Raw genomic sequence first — 7,314 nt, forward strand, 5'->3', positions numbered from 1 at the left:
AACGTGTCTCCGAAGACCCGCTCCGACGCGCCCACGCGGTCGAGGTAGGGAGTCGCGCCGCCGGCCTGGAACGGCCAGCCGGCGCCGAGGATGAGGCAGAGGTCGATGTCCTCCGCCGCGGCGACGACCTGCTCCTCGAGCATGAGGCGGATCTCGCCGGCGAGCTCGTCCTCGACGCGGCGGAGGATCGTCGCGGCATCCACCGGGCTCTTGCCGACCGTGATCGCCTTCTTCGCCTCCTTGGTGAGGTCGACGACCTTGCCGTGCTTGTCCTTCTCGACGACGGGCGCACCGAGCTTCGAGAGCGCGTGCATGTTCTCGGAGGCGTAGAAGCGCTCGGGGAACTCCCGCACCATCGTGTCCTGCACGTGCGCGGCGACCGCCCAGCCGACGAGGTCGATCAGCTCGAACGGGCCCATCGGGAGGCCGATGGGCGCGAGCGCCTTCTCGACGACGGGCACCGGGGTGCCCTCGTCGACCGCGCGCGCCGCCTCGCCCATCACCTTGGCGAGCAGCCGGTTCACGACGAAGCCCGGGGCGTCGGCGGTGAGCACCGCGCTCTTCTTGAGCTTCGCAGCGGTCGCGAACGCGGTCGCGAGCGTCGCGTCGTCGGTCTTCGGCGTCTTCACGATCTCGATCAGCGGCATCACCGCGACCGGGTTGAAGAAGTGGAACCCGACGAGGCGCTCGGGGTGCGCGAGCTTCGCGCCGATCTCCTCGACGGAGAGCGAGGAGGTGTTCGTCGCGATGATCGCCGTCTCGGCGAGGTGCGGTTCGACCTCGGCGAAGACCTGCTGCTTCACCGCCAGGTCTTCGAACACGGCCTCGATGACCCAGTCGCAGTCGGCGAAGTCGGCCTTGTCGGTCGTGCCGCTGACGAGCGCGCGGAGCCGGTTCGCCTCGTCGGCGTCGATGCGGCCCTTCTGCTCGAGCGCACCGATCTCGTCACGGATGTAGCCGAGGCCCTTGTCGACGCGGGCCTGGTCGAGGTCGGTGATGACGACCGGCACCTGCAGGCGGCGCACGAAGAGGAGGGCGAACTGGCTCGCCATGAGCCCGGCGCCGATGATGCCGACCTTCGTCACCTTGCGGGCGAGCTCGCGGTCGGGAGCGCCCGCCGGGCGCTTGGCGCGCTTCTGCACGAGGTTGAACGCGTAGATCGAGGCGCGGAACTGGTCGCCCGCGATGAGGTCTGCGAGCACCTCGTCCTCGCGCGCGAAGCCCTCGGCCTTGCTGCCGCTCTTGGCGGCCTTCAGCAGGTCCAGCGCCGCGTAGGGCGACTTCGCGACGGAGCCGATGCGGGCTTCGAGCGTCTTGCGCGCGATGCCGATCGCGACGTCCCACTTCGCGAGCCGCTCGAGCTTGCCCGGCGTGTTCGGGCGCTTCACCTGCGCGCCGCCGAGCACGCCGTCGGCCCACTTCAGGGACTCCTCGAGGAAGTTCACCGGCGCGAACATCGCGTCGGCGATGCCGAGCTCGAGGGCGTCCTTCGCCTTCAGCATGCGGTTGTTCTTGAGCGGGTTCTCGACGACGACCTTGAGCGCGTTCTCGATGCCGATCAGGTTCGGCAGGAGGTAGGCGCCGCCCCAGCCGGGGATGATGCCGAGGAACACCTCGGGCAGGGCGATGCCGGGCGCAGAGGAGTCCACCGTGCGGTAGTCGGAGTTCAGCGCGATCTCGAGCCCGCCGCCGAGGGCGAGGCCGTTGATGAAGCAGAACGAGGGCACGCCCAGCTCGCCGAGCTTGCCGAGCACGAAGTGGCCGAGCTGACCCATCTTGAGCGCCACCTCACGGCTCGGGATCTCGCCGACCTTCGAGAGGTCGGCGCCGGCGGCGAGGAAGTACGGCTTGCCGGTGATGGCGACGGCGTCGATCTCGCCCGCCGCGGCGCGCGCCTGCAGCTCGACGAGCCGCTCGTCGAGCTCGAGCAGCGTGACCGGACCGAGCGTGGTGGGCCGGGTGTGGTCGCGCCCGTTGTCGAGCGTGATGAGCGCCAGCGTCTTGCCGGACGGCAACCGGACGTCGCGCACGTACGAGTGCGTGACGACCTCGTCGGCCGACATGGCGGCGAGCTCGGAGAAGTCGATCTTCGAGTAGTCGGTCATGTCGCTCAACGACCCTTTCCGTAGCGCTTGTGGTGCGGGTTCTCCCAGATGACGGTGCCGCCCTGGCCGAGGCCGACGCACATCGCGGTCACGCCGTAGCGGACGTCGGGGCGCTGCTCGAACTGGCGGGCGAGCTGGGTCATCAGACGGACGCCCGAGGCGGCCAGCGGGTGGCCGATGGCGATCGCACCGCCCCAGGGGTTCACCCGCTCGTCGTCGTCGGCGATGCCGAAGTGGTCGAGGAAGCTCAGCACCTGCACGGCGAACGCCTCGTTGAGCTCGAACAGCCCGATGTCGGAGATGTCGAGGCCGGCGCGCTTCAGCGCCTTCTCGGTCGACGGGATCGGGCCGATGCCCATGACCTCGGGCTCGACGCCGGCGAAGGCGAAGCTGACCATGCGCATCTTCGTCGAGAGGCCGAGCTCCTTCGCCGCGTCGGAGCTCGCGAGGATCGCGGCGGTGGCGCCGTCGGTGAGGGGCGAGGCGTTGCCCGCGGTGACCCGGCCGTGCGGGCGGAACGGCGTCTTCAGCGTCGCGAGGCCCTCCATGGTCGTCTCGGGGCGGCGGCCCTCGTCCTCGGTCGCGAGGCCCCAGCCCGACTCGGTGCGCAGGGCGACCGGCACGAGGTCGGGCTGGATGTGACCGGCGTCATAGGCGGCTTGCACCTTCTGCTGGCTCAGCATGCCGAAGCGGTCGGCGCGCTCCTTGGTGAGCTCGGGGAAGCGGTCGTGGAGCCGCTCGGCGGTGTTGCCCATGTTGAGCGCGTCGGCGGCGACGAGCTTCTCGGCGAGGAACCGCGGGTTCGGGTCGGCGTCGAGGCCCATCGGGTGCCGTCCCATGTGCTCGACCCCGCCGGCGATGACGACGTCGTACTGGCCGAAGCCGATGCCGGACCCGGTGGTGGTGACGGCGGTCATCGCGCCGGCGCACATGCGGTCGATCGCGAAGCCCGGCACACTCATCGGCAGGCCCGCGAGGATCGCGGCGGTGCGGCCGAGGGTCAGGCCCTGGTCGCCCTGCTGGGTGGTCGCGGCGATCGCCACGTCGTCCACCCGCGCCGGGGGCAGGGAGGGGTTGCGTTCGAGGAGCCCCGTGATGGTCTTGACCGCGAGGTCGTCGGCCCGGGTGTTCCAGTACATGCCCTTTTCACCGGCTCGTCCGAACGGGGTCCGGACCCCGTCGACGAACACGACATCAGCTCGTTCAGCCACGCTGCAGCTCCCTTTCGGATCAGGATGACTCGATCCTACGAAGCCGGCATCACGGCGACGGAATCGCTTGACGGAACCTACGAAGCGCTGTCCTCGGCGTCGAGAATGCTTTGTGCGGCCTCGCTAAAGGCCTCCGCGATTCTCTGTGCGGTGGCTTCAAGCTGCCACGGCCTGGCGCCGTGCTCGGCGAGCGCCGCCGAGATGGCCGCGGCATCGCGCTCGACGGGCGGGTGCCAGGCGACCCGGCGCAGCGTGTCCGGGGTCAGCAGGTTCTCGACCGGCATCCCGTACTCCTCGGCGATCTCGGCCACCGCCTCCTTGGCGAGCCGGAGCCGCGCGTCGGCCTCGGGGTTCCGCGCCGCCCACGCGCGCGGGGGCGGCGGGGCATCGCTCGGCACGCGAGCGGCCGGCAGATCGTTCGTCTGGATGGCGGCCTCGACCGCCTTCCACCAGCGATCGAGCTCGCTGCGGCTCGCGCGCCCGTTGAAGTCCTTCATGTCGGCGAGCGCGCGCCGGCTCCTCGGCATCGCCTTCGCGACCGTGAGGATCGAGGAGTCGGGGACGAGTCGGCCGGGTGCGACGTCACGCTCGACCGCGAGCTCGTCGCGGGCGAGCCAGAGCGAACGGGCGACGGCGAGGTTGCGGGGCGAGCGGAGCGCGTGGATGCCGGAGAGGCGGCGCCACGGCTCGTTCGTGGCCGGCTTCGGCTCGCGATGCAGCACGGCGTCGAACTCCTGCGCGGCCAGCTCGGCCTTGCCGGCGGCCACGAGCTCCTCGGCGAGGCGGTCGCGCACGTCGACGAGCAGCTCCACGTCCAGCGCCGCGTAGGTGAGCCAGGGCTGGGGGAGCGGCCGGGTGGACCAGTCCGCCGCGGAGTGCTCCTTGGCGAGGGTGACGCCGAGGAGTTCCTCGACGACGGCCGCGAGGCCGACACGCTGCATGCCCAGGAGGCGCGCCGCGAGTTCCGTGTCGAAGATGCGATCGGGATCGAGCCCGACCTCGCGCAGGCAGGCGAGGTCCTGGCTGGCGGCGTGCAGCACCCACTCGTCGTGGTGCACGAGTTCCTGTAGCCGATCGAACTCGCCGAGCGCGGGCGGGTCGAAGAGGAAGGTGCCGGAGCCTCGACGGAACAGCTGGATCAAGTACGCGCGCTGCGAGTAGCGGAAGCCGCTCGCCCGCTCGGCGTCGACCGCGATGGGGCCGTCGCCGTCGGCGATCCGGTCGACCGCGGCCGCGAACGCTTCCGGCGTGTCGATCACCCGGTAGTCAGTCACGGTTCCTCCGTCTGAGTAGGGTCGTCACCCCTTCGGAACGGGGCGGCAGCCCGGCGAGCATGCACAGCAACTCGCCCCAGCCTTCCACATGCGCATCGATCCGGGGGTCGAGAGGGGTCCACGAGGCGCGCAGCTCGATCTGCGCGCCGTCGCCCTGCTGGGCGAGCTCGCCGAAGCCTGTGGAGAGGATCTTCGTGGCCGTTCCCGAAGCCGCCACGTAGCTCGCGCCCCTCGCGTCGAGGGCGTCGACGAGCCACGACCAGGCCACGTCGGCGAGGAACGGGTCGAGGCCGATGTCGGTTTCGAGCGGCGCCTGCGCGAAGCAGACGATGCGGAACCGTCCGCCCCACTGCTCCGGTTCGCTCGGGTCGTACAGCAGCACGAAGCGGCCGGTGCCGAGCTCGGAGTCGGCGTGCCGGCTCGGCAGCACGTCCGCCGAGAGCGCGGTGGCGTAGGGGGCGAGGGCCGCGGGCGCGGGGATCTCGGACACGCGGAGCTCGCTTCGGGGCGAGGCCGCTCGGATGGATTCGAGCGCGACCTCGAACTCGTGGGGCGGTCGCGTCGCTGAGTCGGGCACGAGTGCAGACTAGAGTCTGCGTCGAGGCGGATGTCGGCGGCACGCCGGTCCGACCGGCACCACCTCGACGGGTTCGACCGGAGGGGGACGTATGCCAGGGGGAGCACGCATCGCGAAGGGCGTGGGGATCGCGATCGGGGTGGTCGCGCTGACGGCGGCGGTCGCGGCGACGGTGACCGCCGCGATCGGGGTGCGGTTCGCGCGCAAGGTGGTCACGCCGCCGCTGGAACGCGAGGAGGACGTCCGAATCCTCGGCGTCGACCGCCCGAGGAACGAGATCCTGCTGGCGCCGTCGGACGAAGCGCGGATGGCCGGCCGCTACGGGTTCTGGTTCGACCGCGATGCCGGATACGCCCGACTCGGGGACGTCCTCGACGAAGGCCCGCGCGGCGTCCGGCGGGTCATCGAGTCGATCGACTTCGGCCGCCTCGAGCGCGCGCAGCGCGGGCGGATGAGCGGCTGGTACCACCTGGGGCCGTGGGAGCTCGGCATCCCGTACGAGAACGTCGCGATCCAGACGCCCGTCGGACCGGCGCCCGCCTGGCACGTCCCCGCCGAGGAGCCGGGCGGCGACTGGGTCATCCAGGTGCACGGCTGGGGGGCCCGGCGCCCCGAGGGGCTGCGCGCCGTCGCGCCGGCTCGCGCCCAGGGCTGGGACACGCTGCTGATCTCCTACCGGAACGACGGCGAGGCGCCCGCCTCGGGGGACGGCCGCTTCGGCCTCGGCAGCACCGAGTGGCGAGACGTGGAGGCGGCCGTCGCCTACGCGAAGGAGCGCGGCGCCCGGCGCATCGTGCTGATGGGCTGGTCGATGGGCGGCGGAACGGTGCTGCAGGCGATGCTCCGCTCGCCGAGCGTCGCCGAGGCGGTGTGCGGCCTCATCCTGGAGTCGCCGGCGGTCGACTGGGCGGACATCCTGCGCTTCCAGGGCACGCTCTACCGCCTGCCGGCGGAGTTCGCCGTCGTCGTCAGCCGGGTGCTGCGCGACCGGCTCGGCTCCGGCCTCGCGGGCCTGGCCGAGCCCATCGACCTCGCCGAGCTCGACGCCGCAGATCGAGCCGACGAGCTCGCGGTGCCGATGCTGCTGCTGCACAGCGTCGACGACGGCTTCGTGCCGATCGACGGCTCGCGGCGACTGGCGGAGGCCCGTCCCGACCTCGTGCAGTTCGAGATCTTCGAGGGCGCGCGGCACACCAAGCTGTGGAACGAGGATCCGGAGCGCTGGAGCGCGCTCATCGCGGACTGGCTCGCCGCGCGCTGACCGCCGCCGATCAGGCGCTGCGCTCGGCGAGCTGGCGCTTGATCCGCCCGAGCATGCCGGTCATGCCCCGCACCCGCAGCGGGGACACGGCCTGGCCGAGCCCGAGCGACTGCGGGTAGTCGGCCGGGACGTCGAGCACCTCCTGCGGGGTGAGCCCGTCGAGCCCCTGCACGAGGATCGAGGCGAAGCCCCGGGTCGTCGGCGACTCCCGCGGCGCGGTGGCGTGCAGGTGCACCCGGCCGTCGTCGACCTCGACGAAGAGGTAGACGGGGGACTGGCACTCCTCGACGCGCTCGAGCAGCTCGGGGTGGTCGGCGTAGCGTTCGGGCAGCTCCGGCAGCTCGTTCGAGAACTCGAGCAGGAGCTGGAGGCGGTCCTTCACCTCGAGCGCGAGGAAGTCGTCGCGGGTCTCGGCGAGCCGCGCGGGGAGTGCCGTGTCGTCCATCTCCTCGATTCTCGCACCGATCCGCGGCGCCGCCGCCGAGGCCGCCGACGCGCGCTCGCGGGTCAGCGCGCGGGCAGCTCGCCGCGCGCCTCGCCGGTGACGATGGGCACGCGGACGGCGCTGCCCCACTCGGTCCACGAACCGTCGTAGTTCCGCACGTGCTCGAAGCCCAGCAGGTGCGTGAGCACGAACCAGGTGTGGCTCGAGCGCTCGCCGATCCGGCAGTAGGCGACGATCTCGTCGTCGTCCTCGAGGCCGACCTCGTCGCGGTAGATGGCGTCGAGCTCCGAGCGGGAGCGGAAGGTGCCGTCGGACGCGGCGGCGCGCGCCCAGGGCACGGACGCCGCCGTGGGGATGTGCCCGGCGCGGAGCGCGCCCTCCTCCGGGTAGGCGGGTGCCGTCGTCCGCTCGCCCGAGTACTCCTCGGGGGAGCGGACGTCG

Annotated in this window: 7 protein-coding genes; 1 reads left to right on the forward strand and 6 read right to left on the reverse strand. The window is 71.9% G+C overall.

Going from position 1 to position 7,314, the window contains the following annotated elements; translation table 11 throughout:
* The 4 genes from IEY71_RS09010 to IEY71_RS09025 all read right to left on the reverse strand — a co-directional run.
* A partial coding sequence (locus tag IEY71_RS09010) for a 3-hydroxyacyl-CoA dehydrogenase NAD-binding domain-containing protein (RefSeq protein WP_189084867.1) occupies positions 1–2,105 on the reverse strand: 2,105 nt, incomplete at its 3' end.
* A 5-nt stretch (positions 2,106–2,110) separates the two neighbouring features.
* Entirely contained in the window at positions 2,111–3,316 is a 1,206-nt protein-coding gene (locus IEY71_RS09015) for a thiolase family protein (RefSeq protein ID WP_189084868.1), read from the reverse strand.
* 77 nt (positions 3,317–3,393) lie between these two features.
* Positions 3,394–4,590, reverse strand: coding sequence for a ribonuclease D (locus IEY71_RS09020; RefSeq protein ID WP_189084869.1), 1,197 nt, complete (start codon positions 4,588–4,590; stop codon positions 3,394–3,396).
* Entirely contained in the window at positions 4,583–5,167 is a 585-nt protein-coding gene (locus IEY71_RS09025) for a DUF3000 domain-containing protein (RefSeq protein WP_189084870.1), read from the reverse strand. The genes IEY71_RS09020 and IEY71_RS09025 overlap by 8 nt, the downstream gene beginning before the upstream one ends.
* A gap of 91 nt (positions 5,168–5,258) precedes the next feature.
* Between IEY71_RS09025 and IEY71_RS09030 the strand changes: the two genes are divergently transcribed.
* On the forward strand, positions 5,259–6,428 hold the full coding sequence (locus tag IEY71_RS09030; RefSeq protein WP_189084871.1) for an alpha/beta hydrolase family protein: 1,170 nt from the start codon (positions 5,259–5,261) through the stop codon (positions 6,426–6,428).
* Positions 6,429–6,438: 10 nt separating this feature from the next.
* Here IEY71_RS09030 and IEY71_RS09035 read toward each other — a convergent pair whose 3' ends face one another.
* Both IEY71_RS09035 and IEY71_RS18375 read right to left on the reverse strand, forming a co-directional pair.
* Positions 6,439–6,873, reverse strand: a complete 435-nt coding sequence (locus tag IEY71_RS09035; protein WP_189084872.1) for a SufE family protein — start codon at positions 6,871–6,873, stop codon at positions 6,439–6,441.
* A 62-nt stretch (positions 6,874–6,935) separates the two neighbouring features.
* Positions 6,936–7,314, reverse strand: a 379-nt coding sequence (locus IEY71_RS18375; RefSeq protein ID WP_268243557.1) for a sulfurtransferase, incomplete at its 5' end; no start/stop codon positions are given.

It is taken from the genome of Agromyces mediolanus (genome assembly GCF_014648575.1).
Lineage (GTDB): Bacteria > Actinomycetota > Actinomycetes > Actinomycetales > Microbacteriaceae > Agromyces > Agromyces mediolanus.

Bases quoted from the DNA above. Each gene is read 5' to 3' on its own strand.
- IEY71_RS09030 (WP_189084871.1), top strand. From the start codon at position 5,259: ATGCCAGGGGGAGCACGCATCGCGAAGGGCGTGGGGATCGCGATCGGG.
- IEY71_RS09035 (WP_189084872.1), bottom strand. From the start codon at position 6,873: ATGGACGACACGGCACTCCCCGCGCGGCTCGCCGAGACCCGCGACGAC.